Here is a 16128-nt window from a genome sequence, read left to right as displayed (position 1 = left end):
ATGGGATTCAAACTGGTCATCCTCTGGACGGACGTGGTGCTGTGGCTGATGCTGGGCGGGCTGGCGGCCTACATCGTCCATGTCCGTCGCGACCCTTCGCTGCGTGCGACGTGGAGCAAGGTCTTTGCCAGCGGGCCGGCGATGGCCTCCTGTGTGGTGCTGCTCGCCATGCTGGCGCTCACGCTGGTGGACAGCGTGCACTTCCGGCGTGCGTTGGCCAGTCAGCCGGGCGCCTCTGCTGCGTATGACACACGCACCGAGTCGTTGCTGGATGTGATGCTGAGCAAGCTGGTTCAGGGGCGAGAGAAGAGCTATTCCGCACCGCTCGCCACGCACGGCTTCGTGAAGGAAACCGTGCCCCCGAAGGCCGGCGAACCGCCCAGGCTGGACGAGCATGGCGTGCCCTTGCCGCCGCCTCGAGCCTATCCCCGGCTCAAGCATGGCGGTGCGGGGCTGAGCGACCCGGAGGCGGAGCACCTGCAGGATCTGGTGCTGCGCCTGCTGACCGGCGCGGCTTGTGGCGCCGCGGTGGCGCTGGCTTTGCGGCGGCTGATGCGGCGCCGCCTCGAGCCCGAAGTGCCGCAGGCGTGGCACGCGGCCTGGTTGGCTGCTGCAATGCTGTTGGTGCTGGTGTCGTGCACCGTCGCCTTGAGTTGGGGGCAGGGCTACCACGTGCTGGGTACCGACCGCACCGGCAATGACGTGCTGTACCAGGCGCTCAAGAGCGTCCGGACCGCCTTCGTGATCGGCTCGCTGGCCACCATCGCCACGCTGCCGCTGGCGCTGGCCTTCGGCATTGCCGCGGGCTACTTCAAGGGCTGGGTCGACGACGTCATCCAGTATTTCTACACGGTGCTGTCGTCGGTGCCGAACATCCTGCTCATTGCGGCGTGCGTGCTGATGGTGCAGGTGTTCCTCGACAAGCACCCGGAGCTTTTCGAGACCGGGCTGGAGCGGGCCGACCTCAAGATCTTCCTGTTGTGTGTGATTCTGGGGGTGACCGGCTGGGCGGGCCTGTGCCGTCTGTTGCGTGCCGAGACCCTGAAGCTGCGCGAACTGGAATACGTGCAGGCCGCCGTGGCCTTCGGTGCCGGGCCGTGGCGCATCATGCGCCGGCACATCCTGCCCAACGTCATGCACCTGGTGCTCATCACCACCGTGCTCGAGTTCTCCAGCCTGATCCTGTACGAAGCCGTGCTGTCCTACGTGGGCGTCGGAGTCGACCCCTCGATGAACAGCTTCGGCGGCATGATCAACCAGGCGCGCGTCGAGATGTCGCGCGACCCCATAGTGTGGTGGTCCTTTGCTGCAGCCTTCGTGTTCATGGTGGGCATCGTGCTGGCTGCCAACCTGTTTGCCGACGCCGTGCGTGACGCGTTCGACCCGCGTGCCCGTGTGGCCCGTCCCGTGAAGATGGCGCGCGCCGTCGCCCCCCGCTGAAGGAGCCCCCATGCTGCAACTCGATGACCTGCAGGTGGTGCTCGAAGCCGACGCCGGCCTGGTGCGCGCCCTGGACGGCCTGAGCCTGACGCTGTCGCGGGGCGAAACCTACGCGCTCGTGGGCGAATCCGGCTGCGGCAAGAGCATGACGGCCCTGGCCATGATGCGCCTGTTGCCGGACAACGGCCGTGTGGCGCGTGGGCGCGTGGCCCTCAGCGCCGATGCCCCCGACGCCAAGCCCACCGAGCTGCTGGCGCTCCCCGAATCACTGATGCGCAAGGTGCGTGGCGGTCGCGTCGGCATCATCTTCCAGGAGCCGGCCACGAGCCTCAACCCGGTGATGCGCGTGGGGGATCAGATCGTCGAGGCCATTGAAACCCACACGCCGTTGCGCGGTGAGGCGGCACGGGCGAAAGCCGTCGAATGGCTGCGGCGTGTCGGCATTCCTGAGCCCGAGCGCCGCATCGACAGCTACCCGTTCGAGATGAGTGGCGGTCAGAAGCAGCGGGTCATGATTGCCATGACGCTGGCGGCCGAGCCGGCCTACCTGATTGCCGACGAGCCGACCACGGCGCTCGACGTCACCATCCAGAAGCAGGTGCTCGACCTGCTGAAAGACCTGCAGCGCGAACGCCAGCTGGGGCTCTTGCTCATCACGCACGACCTCGCGGTGGTGGCCGACATGGCGCACCGCGTGGCCCTGATGTACGCCGGCCAGATCGTGGAAGAGGCGCCTGCCGCACGCTTTTTCAGCCAGCCGCGGCATCCGTATGCCCGGCTTCTGTTACAGGCACTCCCCGATGCCACCCGGCGCGGCCAGCCCCTGGTCGCCATTGCGGGCTCCGTGCCGCCGTTGTGGCAGCGCTTCGAGGGGTGCCGCTTCGCGCCGCGCTGCGAGCGGGCAGAAGCCCGCTGCCACGCTGAGGCGCCACGGCTCGAGCGCCTGGGGGAAGGGCGCGTGCGTTGCTGGTTCCCGTTGGGCGACGCCGGATCGGGCACCTTCGTGTCCACCGACGGCTTTCGCGAGGGCGAGGTTCCCCCACCGCCCGACGCCATTCGGCTCGGCCCGCCCATCGACGTGCGATTGGGCCCGCTGCCACCTGCGCCCGTTCCGCTTGACTTCTCTGTGCCCCCGCCGACCCCAGCCAGTCCTGAGCCGTTGACCCACCGCGAAGCGGGCGCAGCGCGGACCGACGCGCAGGCCTTGCTCGAAGTCCGTGATCTCTCGGTCGGTTTCCGCTCTGGTGGCGGGCTGCTGAGGCGCGCGCACGAGGTGCAGGCGGTGTCCGGTGTGGCTTTCCGCATCCTGCCCGGGCAGACGCTGGCACTGGTGGGAGAGTCGGGGTGCGGCAAGACGACCACCGGTCGCGCCGTCGTCCAGCTGCTGCGTGCGCAGCCCGGCATCCGCGTGGCTGGCGAGGCCTGGCTGGCGGACGCGGGCGTGCGCCAGGACCTGTTCGCCCTCCAGGGCGCGGCCTTGCAAGCTGCCCGGAGGCAGGTGCAGATGGTGTTCCAGGACCCGTTTGCCTCGCTCAACCCGCGCATGCGCGTCAGCGAGATCCTGGAAGAAGGCTTGCTGACGCTGCGGCCCGATCTGTCGGGCTCCGAGCGCCGTGACCGCGTGGCGGACCTGGTGGGCCGGGTCGGGCTGCGCACCGATGCGCTGCCACGCTTCCCGCACGAGTTCTCGGGCGGGCAGCGACAACGGCTGGCCATTGCGCGTGCGCTCGCGGTGTCGCCCCGGGTGCTCGTGTGTGACGAGCCGACCTCTGCGCTCGACGTGTCCGTTCAGGCTCAGATTCTCAACCTGCTGCGCGAACTGCAGGCCGAGTTGGGTCTGGGCCTGCTCTTCATCACGCACAACATGGGGGTCGTCAGCTACCTGGCCGATCAGGTGGCCGTGATGCAGCGCGGCCAATTGGTCGAGCAGGGGCCTGCCGCGCAGGTGCTGGAGCAGCCCGCCCACGCCTACACCCGTACTTTGCTTACTGCCGTGCCGCGCCGCCCGGTCTAAGGGGCAGCGCGCCTGATCAGATCCCCATCTTGCCCAGCGTGTCCAGCACGTCGCGCAGCGTGCTGGCCAGATAAGGGTGATCCGTGGAGAAGCGGGCCTCGATCGCCTGCGCCCGCGCATTCAGGGAAGCCTCGTCCTCGGACGGGGCTTTTTCGCTTCCGGCAGGCAGAGGCTGGGCCTCGAGGGCCTGCTGGATGTCGCGATCGAGGTCCTGCAACAGGGCCTTGAGTTCCGGGGCCACGGGTTGTCCGCTTTCGAGCTCGTTCTTCAGGCGCTGCAGCAGGGTCTTGAGTTCGGTGGCGTCCATGGCTACTCCGTGAGGTCAGTAAGGTGCTGCCTCATTGTGCGACGGCGCTGCGAGCCTTCCAAGACAGGGCGAGCCCGACGTTGCCAGGGGCTGACGGTCATCAAGCGGGCATGAAAAAGGCCGACACAGGGTCGGCCTGGGTTCATGGCGCGGTCCGGTGGGGCCTCAGGCCTCCGTCACGCCGCCCATGACCTGGCTGAAGCCAGCGTCCACATAGGTGATCTCGGCAGTCACGCCCGCAGCCAGATCGGACAGCATGAACGCGGCCACGTTGCCGACGTCTTCGATGGTCACATTGCGGCGCAGCGGGGCGTTCTGCTCCACCACGTCGAGGATCTTGCCGAAGCCCTTGATGCCCGAGGCGGCCAGGGTCTTGATCGGGCCGGCCGAAATGCCGTTGACGCGAATGCCCTTCGGGCCGAGGCTGGAGGCGGTGTAACGCACGCTGGCCTCGAGCGAGGCCTTGGCCAGGCCCATGGTGTTGTATGCCGGCACGATGCGCTCGGCGCCCAGGTAGGACAGCGTCAGCAGCGCGGCGTTCGGGTTCAGGTAGGGCAGGGCCGCCTTGGCCATCGCCGGGAAGCTGTAGGCCGAGATGTCGTGCGCGATGCGGAACGCCTCGCGCGACAGACCTTCCAGAAAGTCCCCGGCAATCGCTTCACGCGGTGCGAAACCGATCGAGTGCACGAAGCCGTCGAATGTCGGCCAGGTCTTGGCCAGATCCGCGAACAGCGCGGCGATCTGCTCGTCGTTCGCCACGTCGCAGTCGAACACCAGCTCCGAGTCGAATTCCTTGGCGAATTCGGTGATGCGGTCCTTGAAGCGCTCGCCCACGTAGCTGAATGCGAGCTCGGCGCCTTCGCGCTTGCAGGCCTTGGCAATGCCATAGGCGATGGAACGATTGGACAGCAGTCCGGTGATCAGCAGGCGCTTGCCGGCGAGAAAGCCCATATGGTCTCCATGAAAAAAACAAGGGGTGAACAACTGCCCACCCGCTCAACGATGAACGGATTTTCGCATGCATCGTGGCGCACAACAGGAAATTCACCGCGCAGCCTTGCTCGAGCCGTTTCCTCGGAGTAAAATGCGGGATTGGCTGCCTGATGTGGCCTGCTTGCACTTCAAGAGCGCGGCAGGTGTGCGGGCTGTGATGCCGAAGTGCCGGAGTCGCAAGGCTGGCGCCTTTGATCACAACGGTGGTCTGGGCGGGCTGTGGTGGCTTGCGGGCAGTTCGTCTCGTGGATGTTCACGAATGGGCGGATCTTTCCAGCCCATTTTTTTTGCTCGACATTTTTTACTGGGTGCGATCGTCGCTGGGTTTGCTGGATGAGTTGGCTGAAAGTCGTTGAAGACACCGTGACCGGTCTGGGTTACGAACTGGTGGACTGCGAACGCAGTACGCATGGATTGCTGCGTGTCTACATCGACCGGCTGCCCGATCAGCCCTACGATCTGCCCGGTGACCTGGTCACGGTGGACGACTGCGAGAAGGTCACGCGTCAGCTGCAGTATGCGCTCGAGACGATCGACGCCGACTATGCCCGCCTCGAGGTGTCCTCGCCCGGCGTGGATCGGCCGCTCAAGACCCCGGCGCACTTCGCGCGCTTCGTGGGTGAGCAGATCGAAATCGCGTTGAAGCACCCCTTCCAGGGGCGGAAGCGTTTCAGCGGCGAGCTGTGCCTTGCACAGAACGGCGATCCCGCCCAGATCGAGGCGGGGCAGGCCTGGGGCCTGGTGCTGAAATCTGCCGATGCGGACAAGCCACTGTCGAACACGGCCGCCAAGAAGCTCGCCAAGGCCCAGGCCAGAGGCGAGGCCCCGCCCGCAGAGGCGGATCAGGTTTTGGATTTCACGCTCGACGAGATTCGCGAGGCCCGCCTGGTGCCGGAAGTGAGTTTCAAGGGGCGTAGCCGTCGGGCGGCAACCCCGGCGGACGGTACTGTTGCCGTCGATGAGGCGCAAGATCTCGGAGGTCAGAAGAAATGAATCGTGAATTGCTGATGCTGGTGGACGCCATCTCGCGTGAGAAGAGCGTTGACCGTGAAGTGGTGTTCGGTGCGGTCGAATCCGCCCTGGCCTCTGCCACCAAGAAGCTGTATCAGGGCGAGGTCGACATCCGTGTCGCCATCGACCGTGAAACCGGCGTCTACGAGACATTCCGCCGCTGGCATGTCGTGCCCAATGAGGCCGGCCTGCAACTGCCCGACGCCGAAATCCTGCTGTTCGAAGCCCAGGAGCAGATCCCGGACATCGAGGTCGACGACTACATTGAAGAGCCCATCGAATCGCTGCCCATCGGTCGCATTGGTGCCCAGGCTGCCAAGCAGGTCATCCTGCAGAAGATCCGCGACGCCGAGCGCGAGCAGCTGCTCAACGACTTCCTGTCGCGCGGCGAAAAGATCTTTGTCGGTACTGTCAAGCGTCTGGACAAGGGCGACATCATCGTCGAGTCGGGTCGTGTCGAAGGCCGCCTGAAGCGAAGCGAGATGATCCCGAAGGAAAACCTGCGTACGGGCGACCGCGTTCGCGCCTACATGCTGGGGGTCGACACCCTGGCCCGTGGCCCGCAGATCATGCTATCGCGCTCGTCGCCCGACTTCATGATCGAACTGTTCGCCCAGGAAGTGCCCGAGATCGAGCAAGGCCTGCTGGAAATCAAGAGCTGCGCCCGTGACGCGGGTTCGCGCGCCAAGATCGCTGTGCTGTCGCACGACAAGCGGGTCGATCCGATCGGCACCTGCGTCGGCGTGCGCGGCTCGCGCGTCACCGCCGTGACCAATGAACTGGCCGGCGAACGCGTCGACATCGTGCTGTGGTCTGAAGACCCCGCCCAGTTCGTGATCGGTGCGCTGGCTCCGGCCAACGTGCAGTCGATCTTCGTGGACGAAGAAAAGCACGCCATGGACGTGGTGGTGGACGAGGAAAACCTCGCCATTGCCATCGGCCGTGGTGGACAGAACGTGCGCCTGGCCTCGGACCTGACCGGCTGGCGCATCAACATCATGACGGCCGAGGAATCGGCCCAGAAACAGGCCGTCGAAAGCGACTCCATCCGCAAGCTCTTCGTCGAAAAGCTCGACGTGGACGAGGAAGTCGCCGACATCCTGATCGCCGAAGGTTTCTCCAGCCTGGAAGAAGTGGCGTATGTGCCGCTGCAGGAAATGCTGGAAATGGAATCGTTCGACGAAGACACGGTCAACGAGCTGCGCACCCGTGCGAAAGACGCTTTGCTGACCATGGAAATCGCCAAGGAAGAAGAAGTCGAGGCTTTGTCGGAAAATCTCAAGGGTCTGGAAGGTCTGACCCCCGAGCTGATTGCGAAGCTGGCCGAAGCGGGCATTCACACCCGTGACGATCTCGCCGATCTGGCTGTGGACGAACTCACCGAGATCACCGGTGTGTCCGAAGAACAGGCGCGTGCCCTGATCCTCAAGGCGCGCGAACACTGGTTCGCCTGATCGCCCACGCTTCAGCCACCTGAGACGACCCACTCGACCTATTTACGCAAAAGCTCATCGCAAGGATCAACACAATGGCCGTGACCACCGTCGCACAATTCGCCGCGGAACTGAATCGCCCGGCTGCGACACTGCTGGAGCAGCTTCAGTCTGCGGGCGTGCCCAAGGCCGCCCCTGAAGACGTGCTCACGGAGGCCGACAAAGAGCGTCTGCTCGACCACCTGCGCACCGCCCACGGTTCTACCGGCGGCGACCGCAAGAAGATCACGCTGACCCGCAAGTCGACCACCGAAATCAAGCAGGCTGACGCATCTGGCAAAGCCCGCACCATTCAGGTCGAAGTCAAGAAGAAGCGCGTGTTCGTGAAACGCGATGACGGCGTGGACGAGGCGACCGCCAAGGCGCAGGAAGAGGCCGAACTGGCCCGCCGCGAAGAAGAGGCCCGCGCCCAGGCAGAGGCCTTGCGTGAGCAGGAAGAGCAACTGGCCGAGGCCCGTCGCCAGCGCGAGGAGGCCGAGCGCCGCGAGCGTGAAGAGGCGGAAGCCCGCGCCCGTGCTGCAGCCGAGCAGGCTGCCCGCGAGCAGGCCGAACGCGAGGCCGCTGCTGCAGCCAAGGCTTCGGCCGTGCCAGCCGGCGGTGCCTCCGATGAAGCCGCCGAGCGCGAAGCCGCCGTGGCCAAGCGCGCTGCAGCCCAGGAAGCCGCCCGTGCCGAAGCCGCCGCCCTGACCGCCGCCGCCCAGCGCGCCGCGCGGGGCGGTACGCTGCGTGCCGCTGCCGACAAGCCCGCCGCTCCCGAGCCGAAGGCTGCCGAGCCGGCACCGGCCGCTGCTGTCACGCCGGCCGCTGCCGCACCGGCTGCGCCCGCGGCCACCCCGGGCGTGCCCGTGCAGGCCGATGCGCCGAAGCCCGGCGCAGGTGTCCGCGTGGTGAAGGCCGCTGACCGCGAAGCGGAAGAAAAGCAACGCCTGGCCGATCTGGCGAACCGCCGCAAGGCCGCTGAAGCCGAGGCTGCTGCGATCCGCGCGATGATGAACGCACCGAAGAAGGTGCTGACGGCCAAGAAGCCCGAAGAAGCCAAGCCTGCCGAAGCCGGCAAGGAAGGCATCAAGGGCACGATCCACAAGCCCAAGGGCGCACCGGGCGCCACGCCGGGTGCCACCACGGGTGCCGGAGCCAAGCCAGGCGACAAGAAGTCGGTCAAGTCCGAGAAGCTGTCGTCGAGCTGGGCCGATGACGCCAAGAAGCGCGGCGCGCCCTCCAAGGGCCGCGGCGGTGACACGGGTGGCTCTGGCCGCAACAGCTGGAAGGCCCCGGGCGGCAAGGGTGGTCGCCGTGGCGACCGCGGCGACAGTGCATCGAATTTCGTGCCGCCGAGCGAGCCGCAGATCATCGAGGTCCACATTCCCGAAACCATCTCGGTGTCCGATCTGGCTCACAAGATGTCGGTGAAGGCGACCGAGGTCATCAAGCAGATGATGAAGCTCGGCCAGATGGTCACCATCAACCAGCACCTGGACCAGGAAACCGCCATGATCGTGGTGGAAGAAATGGGCCACAAGGCGCTGGCTGCCAAGCTGGACGATCCGGATGCCTTCCTGGCGGAGGAGCACGCCGACCAGGCCGCCGAGGCCTTCCCGCGTGCGCCTGTCGTGACCGTCATGGGCCACGTCGACCACGGCAAGACCTCGCTGCTGGACTACATCCGCACCTCCCGCGTGGCCGCAGGTGAAGCCGGCGGCATCACGCAGCACATTGGTGCTTATCACGTGAACACGCCGCGCGGCATGATCACCTTCCTGGATACCCCGGGTCACGAGGCGTTCACAGCCATGCGTGCCCGCGGTGCCAAGGCGACCGACATCGTCATCCTGGTGGTGGCGGCGGACGACGGCGTGATGCCGCAGACCAAGGAAGCCATCCACCACGCCAAGGCGGCAGGTGTGCCCATCGTTGTGGCGATCAACAAGATCGACAAGCCGGGCAACAACCTCGACCGCGTGACGCAGGAACTGGTGGCCGAGTCGGTGGTGCCGGAAGCCTACGGTGGTGAGTCGCCGTTCGTCCCGGTGTCGGCCAAGACCGGCCAGGGCATCGACGACCTGCTCGAGAACGTGCTGCTGCAGGCCGAAGTGTTGGAACTGACCGCTCCGGTCGATTCCGCTGCCAAGGGCCTGGTGATTGAAGCGCGTCTGGACAAGGGCCGTGGTCCTGTGGCCACCGTGCTGGTGCAGTCGGGTACGCTCAAGCGCGGTGATGTCGTGCTGGCGGGGGCTTCGTATGGCCGCGTGCGCGCCATGCTGGACGAAGACGGCAAGGCCGCAACCGAAGCCGGTCCGTCCATCCCGGTCGAAATCCAGGGCCTCACCGAAGTGCCGGCAGCGGGCGACGAGTTCATGGTGCTGTCGGACGAGCGCCGCGCCCGTGAAATCGCCACCTTCCGCCAGGGCAAGTACCGCGACGTGAAGCTGGCCAAGCAGCAGGCCGCCAAGCTCGAGAGCATGTTCGAACAAATGGGTTCGGGTGCCGACGTGCAGACGCTGCCGCTCATCATCAAGGCCGACGTGCAGGGTTCGCAAGAGGCTCTGGCTGCATCGCTGCTCAAGCTGTCGACCGAGGAAGTGCGTGTGCAGATCGTGCACGCTGCCGTGGGTGGCATCTCCGAGTCGGACGTCAACCTGGCGATTGCTTCGAAGGCCGTCATCATCGGGTTCAACACCCGTGCCGACGCCAACGCCCGCAAGCTGGCCGAGCACAACGGTGTCGACCTGCGCTACTACAACATCATCTACGACGCTGTGGATGAGGTGAAGGCGGCGATGGGCGGCATGCTGGCCCCCGAGCAGCGCGAGGAAGTCATCGGCACGGCCGAGATCCGCCAGGTGTTCATCGCCTCGAAGATCGGCACGATCGCGGGCTGTATGGTCACCGACGGCGTGGTGCGTCGCAGCGCCAAGCTGCGCCTGCTGCGCGAGAACGTGGTCATCTACACCGGCGAACTCGAAGGCCTCAAGCGCTTCAAGGACGATGTCAAGGAAGTCCGCGAGGGCTTCGAATGCGGCCTCAACATCAAGGGCTACAACGACATCAAGGAAGGCGACGTCCTGGAGTTCTTCGAAATCAAGGAAGTGGCCCGTACGCTGTAAGACACCGCGCAGGCCCTTTCACTTGCAACCCCGCCTGAGCCCAGGCGGGGTTTGTGCTTGATGGGCCGCTGCCGTTTCCCAGCAGGAATGCACCATGCGCCATAAACGCTCCACCCCCAACCGCAGCAACCGTATTGCCGACCAGATCCAGCGTGATGTGGCCGAGCTGATCCGCGACCTCAAGGACCCGCGCATCGGCATGGTCACGATCAGCCATGTCGACGTGACGCCCGATTACGCCCACGCCAAGGTGTTCTTCTCGCTGCTGATCGGCAACCCGGAAGACACCGAAGCGGGGCTGAACGAGGCCGCCGGTTTCCTGCGCAACAGCCTCTTCAAGCGGCTGCAGATCCACACCGTGCCGACGCTGCATTTCCACTTCGACCGCACGACCGAACGCGCGGCCGAGCTCAACGCCCTGATCAACCGCGCGGTGGCCGACAAGGCCAAGGACGCGGATGAGCCCGCCAGCGGGGAGGGCGGTCAGCCGTGAGCGAGATGCAAGCCGGTCAACGTTCGCCTCGCCCGCCGCGCAAGCCGCGCCGGGCGCTGCACGGCGTGGTGTTGCTCGACAAGCCGCTGGGCCTGTCGAGCAACGACGCCTTGCAGAAGGTGAAGTGGCTGTTCCGTGCCGAAAAGGCCGGCCATACCGGCACGCTCGATCCGCTGGCCACCGGCCTGTTGCCGCTCTGTTTCGGCGCTGCCACGAAGTTTTCGCAGGTGTCGCTGGACGCGGACAAGCGCTACACCGCCCGGGTGAAGCTCGGTGTGGTCACGACGACCGGCGATGCCGAAGGCGAGGTGGTGTCCACCCGCGAGGTGACACCGGAGATGACGGCCCCCGAGCGGGTGGCCGCGGCCTGTGCCGCCTTCACCGGCGAGATCGACCAGGTGCCGCCCATGCACTCTGCCCTCAAGCACGAGGGACGTGCGCTGTACGAGTACGCCCGGGAAGGCATCGAGATCGAACGGGCCCCGCGCCGCGTGACGATTCACGGCATCGACATCCTCAACTGTCAGGATGACGTGCTGGAGATCGACGTGCGTTGCAGCAAAGGCACTTATATCCGCACCCTGGCGCAGGACATCGGTGAGCACCTCGGCTGTGGTGCGCACCTGATCGGCCTGCGTCGCACGGGCAGTGGCGGCGTGACGCTGGACGGCGCGGTGACGCTCGACGCCTTGCTGGCGATGGACGAATCCGACCGTGATGCGCTGCTGCAGCCTGCCGACGTGCTGCTGGCCGACTGGCCCGATGTGCTGCTCGGTGAGCAGGACGCCACCCGTTTCCTCACCGGCTTGCGCCGGAGAACGAAGTTGCCCGATGCGCCGCAGGTGCGTGTGTACGGGCCCCATCCTGCGGCGCCAGCAGACGCCGCCCGCCGTGTGTTGCTGGGCAGTGCCCACATCCAGGGCGGTGAACTGATCCCCACCCGTCTGTTGAGTCCGGCCGAGGTCCAGGGCATGGTGCTGATGCACGGTGCCTCCCAACCGGTCGAGCTGGTGGCCGCCTCCTGAATCCGACCTTTGTGAGCTTTCTATGAGCACTCCTATTCGCAACATCGCGATCATCGCCCACGTTGACCATGGCAAGACCACGATGGTCGACCAGCTGCTGCGCCAGTCCGGTACCTTCGCCGAGCACGAGAAGATCGTCGACACGGTGATGGACAACAACGCCATCGAACGTGAGCGTGGCATCACCATCCTGGCCAAGAACTGCGCCGTGAGCTGGGAAGGCACGCACATCAACATCGTTGACACCCCGGGCCACGCGGACTTCGGCGGTGAAGTCGAGCGCGCGCTGTCCATGGTCGACGGCGTGGTGCTGCTGATCGACGCGCAGGAAGGCCCGATGCCGCAGACGCGCTTCGTGACCAAGAAGGCGCTGGCCCTGGGTCTGAAGCCCATCGTGGTGGTCAACAAGGTCGACAAGCCGGGCGCCAAGCCGGACGCCGTCATCAACGCCGCCTTCGACCTGTTCGACAAGCTGGGCGCGACCGACGAGCAGCTGGACTTCCCCGTGGTGTACGCCTCGGGCATCAACGGCTGGACCTCGCTGGAAGAGGGCGAGCCGGGCGCCCAGTGGGGCCCCGACATGTCGGCGCTGTTCAACACCATCCTGAAGCACGTGCCGCCGCAGAAGGGCGACCCGGCTGCCCCGCTGCAGCTGCAGATCTCGGCGCTGGACTACTCGTCGTTCGTGGGGCGCATCGGCGTGGGCCGCATCAGCCAGGGCACGGCCAAGCCGGGCCAGGACGTGGTCGTGATGGAAGGCCCCGGCGGCAAGACCATCAAGGGCCGCATCAACCAGGTGCTGACCTTCCAGGGTCTGGACCGCGTGCAGGTGACGGAAGCCGGCCCGGGCAACATCGTGCTGATCAACGGCATCGAGGACATCGGCATCGGCGTGACCGTGACCGACCCGGCCAACCCGCAGCCGCTGCCGATGCTGAAGGTCGACGAGCCCACACTGACGATGAACTTCTGCGTGAACACGTCGCCGCTGGCCGGCCGTGAAGGCAAGTTCGTGACCAGCCGCCAGATCTGGGATCGCCTGCAGAAGGAACTGCAGCACAACGTGGCCCTGCGCGTGAAGGAAACCGACGAAGACGGCGTCTTCGAGGTCTGTGGCCGCGGTGAACTGCACCTGACCATCCTGCTGGAAAACATGCGCCGTGAAGGCTACGAGCTGGCCGTGTCCAAGCCCCGTGTGATGTTCAAGGACATCGACGGCGTGAAGTCGGAGCCGATGGAGCTGGTGACTGCCGACGTGGAAGAAGTCCACCAGGGCGGCGTGATGCAGGCGCTGGGCCTGCGCAAGGGCGAGATGCTGAACATGGAGCCGGACGGCCGTGGCCGCGTGCGCCTCGAGTACCGCATCCCGGCGCGTGGCCTGATCGGCTTCAGCAACGAATTCCTGAACCTGACCCGCGGCTCGGGCCTGATCTCGTCGATCTTCGACGGTTATGAAGCCCACAAGGGTGAAATCGGCGGCCGCAAGAACGGCGTGCTGATCTCGATGGACGACGGTGAAATCTTCACCTACGCCCTGGGCAAGCTGGACGACCGTGGCCGCATGTTCGTGAAGGCGAACGACCCGGTCTACGAAGGCATGATCGTCGGCATCCACAGCCGCGAGAACGACCTGGTGGTGAACGCCACCCGCACCAAGCAGCTGACCAACTTCCGTGTTTCTGGCAAGGAAGACGCGATCAAGATCACGCCGCCGATCGACCTGACGCTGGAATACGGCGTCGACTTCATCGACGACGACGAGCTGGTCGAGATCACGCCCAAGTCGATCCGCCTGCGCAAGCGCCACCTCAAGGAACACGATCGCAAGCGCGCCTCGCGCGAAGCGAACGCCTGATCCGTTCTTGCCGAAGGCGCCCTGCGGGGCGCTTTTTTCCTTTCAGAGGCGAAAGCCGCCGAGGAGCCCGTAAGACATGCCAGCAGACAGCCTGATCCGCACCGACGTGGTGGGGGGCCTTGGGGTCATCACCCTGCATCGCCCCAGGGCCTTGAACGCGCTCACGCTGGAGATGGTGCGCGAGCTGACCGTGGTGTTGCGCGGCTGGGCCACCGATCCGGCCGTGCTCGCGGTGCTGCTGCGGGGCTCGGCCCGGCCGCCTGTGGAGGGCAAGCCGGTGGCCACGCACTTCTGTGCGGGGGGCGACATCCGCTTCATGCACGACGCGGCGCTGGCGGGCGATCCGGCAATCGAAGACTTCTTCACCGAAGAGTACGCCCTCGACCACCTGATCCACGTCTATCCCAAGCCGACGGTGGCCTGGATGGACGGGATCACGATGGGGGGCGGAATGGGCCTGGCGCAAGGCTGCCGTCTGCGTGTGGCGACGGCTTCACTGCGTATGGCCATGCCCGAAACCCGCATCGGCCTGTTTCCGGACGTGGGCGGGGGCTACTTCCTGTCGCGGCTGGCCGGCCACGCAGGCGAATACCTGGGTGTGGTGGGCCCGCATCTGGACGTGACCGACGCGCTGGCGCTCGGCCTGGCCGATGTGCATGCCGAAAGCGCTTGCCTGGCCTTGCTCCTGGACGGCCTGCGCGCCGGCCCGGCGCAGGATGCCGATGAGCTGATGGCCCGCGTGAGGGATCACGTGGCGCAGCACCCGCTGAATGCCTTGCCGGAAGCCACCACCACCGCGCGTTTTGCCGACATTGACCGCCACTTCAGCGGGCACACACTGCAGGACATCGTGGCCTCGCTCGAGACCGCCCGGGCGGCGGGGGACGCCTGGGCTGCCGAGACCCTGCAGCACATGGCCGGGCATTCACCGCTGATGATGGGGGTGACGCTGGAGCAGATCCGCCGGGCGCGCAGCATGCCGCTGGCCGAGGTCTTCCGCATGGAGCGGACGATGGTGCGGCACTGCTTCCAGCTGCGCAAGGGCCGCGACAGCGAGACGGTGGAGGGTGTGCGCGCGCTGGTGGTCGACAAAGACCACGCGCCCCGCTGGCGCCCGTCGACGGTGGCCGAGGTGCAGCCCGAAATGGTCGAGGCCTTCTTCGAAGCGGTGTGGCCGCCGCATGCTCACCCGCTGCGCGAGCTGCACGACCCCCGCTGATTCCGTTCCCGTTTCCCCTCGTTCCCCTCCCATGTCCGCTCAACGCATTCCCAAGATCGACCCCGCCACCGGCCTGAGCCCGTGGCGCGCCTGCGTGGCCCCCATGCTGGACTGGACCGATCGCCATTGCCGCTACTTCCATCGCCTGCTGAGCCCGCATTCGCGGCTGTACACGGAGATGATCACCACGGGTGCCCTGGTCTACGGGCAGCTGCACCGCTTCCTGGAGTACAACGAGGGCGAGCACCCGGTGGCGCTGCAGCTCGGCGGCAGCGAGCCGGAAGACCTGGCCCACTGCGTGAAGCTGGCCGCGCAGTTCGGCTACGACGAAGTCAACCTGAACTGTGGCTGCCCGAGCGAGCGCGTGCAGCGGGGCGCTTTCGGGGCCTGCCTGATGAACGAAGCCGGGCTGGTGGCCGACTCCGTGCGCGCGATGCTTGATGCCAGTGGTGGTGACCCGGCCATGCCGATCACGGTGAAGCACCGCATCGGCATCGACCAGAACGAGTCCTATGCCTTCGTGCGGGATTTCGTCGGCACCGTGGCCGATGCGGGCTGCGAGGTGTTCATCGTGCACGCCCGCAACGCCTGGCTCAAGGGCCTGAGCCCGAAAGAGAACCGCGAGATTCCGCCGCTGCGCTACGAGGTGGTGCACCAGCTCAAGCGCGATTTCCCGGAGCTGGTCATCGTCCTCAATGGCGGCCTGGCCGACAACGACGCCTGTGTCGCGCAGCTGCAGCCCGGCGTCGTGCACGATGGGGTGGCGCTCGACGGGGTGATGGTGGGCCGCGCGGCGTACCACACCCCATGGATGATGGCCGAGTGGGACGAGCGCCTGTTCGGCCGCGGTCCGCGCACCGACGGGCTCACGCGCGAGCAGGTCGAGGCCGAGATGGTGGCCTATGCGCAGCGCGAGATGGATCGCACTGCGGGCTGGCCGCACGGTGAAGTGCGCTGGCCGCAGGTCATGCGGCACGTGCTGGGGCTGTACAACGGCCTGCCCGGTGCCCGGCGCTGGCGTCAGGTGTGGTCTGACCACCACCTGAAGAACGTGCCGCCGGCCGAGGTGATGAAGCAGGCCCACGTCCGCCCACCCCGGCGCGAGGACGGCGTCGCGGCCGGGGCCGGCTAAGGGCCCCCGCCCCCCGACTAGGGCCCCAGGCGGGCCGCGTGG

The 16128-nt window shown here is 66.4% G+C and carries 12 protein-coding genes; 10 read left to right on the top strand and 2 right to left on the bottom strand.

Annotated features, from left to right (window positions below; genetic code table 11):
* Positions 1–1440, top strand: coding sequence for an ABC transporter permease (locus Q0Z44_RS09210; RefSeq protein WP_298011912.1), 1440 nt, complete (start codon positions 1–3; stop codon positions 1438–1440).
* A gap of 10 nt (positions 1441–1450) precedes the next feature.
* Entirely contained in the window at positions 1451–3454 is a 2004-nt protein-coding gene (locus Q0Z44_RS09205) for an ABC transporter ATP-binding protein (RefSeq protein WP_298011911.1), read from the top strand.
* Between the two features lie 16 nt (positions 3455–3470).
* Here Q0Z44_RS09205 and Q0Z44_RS09200 read toward each other — a convergent pair whose 3' ends face one another.
* Complete coding sequence (locus Q0Z44_RS09200; protein WP_298011910.1) at positions 3471–3761, bottom strand: DUF4404 family protein; 291 nt, start codon at positions 3759–3761, stop codon at positions 3471–3473.
* A gap of 165 nt (positions 3762–3926) precedes the next feature.
* Positions 3927–4712, bottom strand: coding sequence for an enoyl-ACP reductase FabI (gene fabI, locus Q0Z44_RS09195; RefSeq protein WP_298011909.1), 786 nt, complete (start codon positions 4710–4712; stop codon positions 3927–3929).
* A gap of 375 nt (positions 4713–5087) precedes the next feature.
* Here fabI and Q0Z44_RS09190 point away from each other — a divergent pair, with 375 nt between their 5' ends.
* The 8 genes from Q0Z44_RS09190 to dusA all read left to right on the top strand — a co-directional run bounded on the left by Q0Z44_RS09190 (position 5088) and on the right by dusA (position 16086).
* Positions 5088–5747: a ribosome maturation factor RimP gene (locus tag Q0Z44_RS09190; protein WP_298011908.1), complete on the top strand. Its 660-nt coding sequence runs from the start codon at positions 5088–5090 to the stop codon at positions 5745–5747.
* Positions 5744–7219, top strand: coding sequence for a transcription termination factor NusA (nusA, locus tag Q0Z44_RS09185; protein ID WP_298011907.1), 1476 nt, complete (start codon positions 5744–5746; stop codon positions 7217–7219). The genes Q0Z44_RS09190 and nusA overlap by 4 nt, the downstream gene beginning before the upstream one ends.
* Before the next feature lie 74 nt (positions 7220–7293).
* Positions 7294–10362: a translation initiation factor IF-2 gene (infB, locus tag Q0Z44_RS09180; protein WP_298011905.1), complete on the top strand. Its 3069-nt coding sequence runs from the start codon at positions 7294–7296 to the stop codon at positions 10360–10362.
* A 94-nt stretch (positions 10363–10456) separates the two neighbouring features.
* Positions 10457–10855 (top strand): 30S ribosome-binding factor RbfA, encoded by a 399-nt coding sequence (gene rbfA, locus Q0Z44_RS09175; protein WP_298011904.1) that lies wholly within the window; start codon positions 10457–10459, stop codon positions 10853–10855.
* Between the two features lie 5 nt (positions 10856–10860).
* Entirely contained in the window at positions 10861–11880 is a 1020-nt protein-coding gene (gene truB / locus Q0Z44_RS09170) for a tRNA pseudouridine(55) synthase TruB (protein WP_298011950.1), read from the top strand.
* A gap of 22 nt (positions 11881–11902) precedes the next feature.
* Positions 11903–13735, top strand: a complete 1833-nt coding sequence (typA, locus tag Q0Z44_RS09165) for a translational GTPase TypA (RefSeq protein WP_298011903.1) — start codon at positions 11903–11905, stop codon at positions 13733–13735.
* Positions 13736–13811: 76 nt separating this feature from the next.
* Complete coding sequence (locus Q0Z44_RS09160; RefSeq protein WP_298011902.1) at positions 13812–14954, top strand: enoyl-CoA hydratase/isomerase family protein; 1143 nt, start codon at positions 13812–13814, stop codon at positions 14952–14954.
* 31 nt (positions 14955–14985) lie between these two features.
* Positions 14986–16086, top strand: coding sequence for a tRNA dihydrouridine(20/20a) synthase DusA (gene dusA, locus Q0Z44_RS09155; protein WP_298011901.1), 1101 nt, complete (start codon positions 14986–14988; stop codon positions 16084–16086).
* Positions 16087–16128: the final 42 nt, after the last annotated feature.

The sequence above is a fragment of the uncultured Aquabacterium sp. genome (genome assembly GCF_947366995.1).
In the GTDB taxonomy this organism is placed as follows: domain Bacteria; phylum Pseudomonadota; class Gammaproteobacteria; order Burkholderiales; family Burkholderiaceae_C; genus Aquabacterium.
Note: the sequence above shows the minus strand (reverse complement) of the source record. Positions and strands in the feature narration are given on the sequence as shown.

Coding starts and splice junctions, on each gene's coding strand:
- Q0Z44_RS09205 (WP_298011911.1), top strand. CDS start 1,451: ATGCTGCAACTCGATGACCTGCAGGTGGTGCTCGAAGCCGACGCCGGC.
- rbfA (WP_298011904.1), top strand. CDS start 10,457: ATGCGCCATAAACGCTCCACCCCCAACCGCAGCAACCGTATTGCCGAC.
- Q0Z44_RS09190 (WP_298011908.1), top strand. CDS start 5,088: ATGAGTTGGCTGAAAGTCGTTGAAGACACCGTGACCGGTCTGGGTTAC.
- dusA (WP_298011901.1), top strand. CDS start 14,986: ATGTCCGCTCAACGCATTCCCAAGATCGACCCCGCCACCGGCCTGAGC.
- Q0Z44_RS09210 (WP_298011912.1), top strand. CDS start 1: ATGGGATTCAAACTGGTCATCCTCTGGACGGACGTGGTGCTGTGGCTG.
- typA (WP_298011903.1), top strand. CDS start 11,903: ATGAGCACTCCTATTCGCAACATCGCGATCATCGCCCACGTTGACCAT.
- fabI (WP_298011909.1), bottom strand. CDS start 4,712: ATGGGCTTTCTCGCCGGCAAGCGCCTGCTGATCACCGGACTGCTGTCC.
- Q0Z44_RS09200 (WP_298011910.1), bottom strand. CDS start 3,761: ATGGACGCCACCGAACTCAAGACCCTGCTGCAGCGCCTGAAGAACGAG.
- infB (WP_298011905.1), top strand. CDS start 7,294: ATGGCCGTGACCACCGTCGCACAATTCGCCGCGGAACTGAATCGCCCG.
- truB (WP_298011950.1), top strand. CDS start 10,861: ATGCAAGCCGGTCAACGTTCGCCTCGCCCGCCGCGCAAGCCGCGCCGG.
- nusA (WP_298011907.1), top strand. CDS start 5,744: ATGAATCGTGAATTGCTGATGCTGGTGGACGCCATCTCGCGTGAGAAG.
- Q0Z44_RS09160 (WP_298011902.1), top strand. CDS start 13,812: ATGCCAGCAGACAGCCTGATCCGCACCGACGTGGTGGGGGGCCTTGGG.